Consider the following 485-nt stretch of genomic DNA (forward strand, 5'->3'; position numbering starts at 1 on the left):
CCGCGAGAGCGATTGCGGACAACAAGACCTTCGGGCGTTGATCGCAGCGGGTTGCCACGCGCCGCCAGTCCTTCGACCTGCCAAACATGATCTCGCATCACCGCCGGGCAGTGATCAGGCGTCCACGCCCCCTTTTTTGATGCCCAAACTGGTCGCTGTTCGACGGGCCTTGAGATAGCTGGCGTCGATCATGACCGTCGTCTGTTCGCCGTGTTCGGCAGCCAGACCGGCCATCATCTGGGCAAAGATGCCCTTGTCGCTCCAGCGCCTGCACCGGTTGTAGAGCGTCTTGTGTGGACCATACGCCTTCGGCGCATCTCGTCATCGTAAGCCATTGGGATTGATGAAGATAATCCCGCTCCATACACGCTTGTCGTCGACCGGTCGCTTGCCGTGGGGCTTTGGGAAAAGGGGGCCAGACCGGCCATCTGCGCGTCGCTCAATCAGAAAAGATCAGACATGGTCACCGCCCGGTCTTCCGAACC

Annotated in this window: 1 pseudogene; it reads right to left on the reverse strand. The window is 60.4% G+C overall.

Annotation, left to right across the window (positions count from 1 at the left end):
- A pseudogene (locus Q0908_RS20310) lies at positions 1 to 428 on the reverse strand (transposase); the annotation flags it as partial.
- Positions 429 to 485: the final 57 nt, after the last annotated feature.

The organism is uncultured Tateyamaria sp., from assembly GCF_947494755.1.
Lineage (GTDB): Bacteria > Pseudomonadota > Alphaproteobacteria > Rhodobacterales > Rhodobacteraceae > Tateyamaria.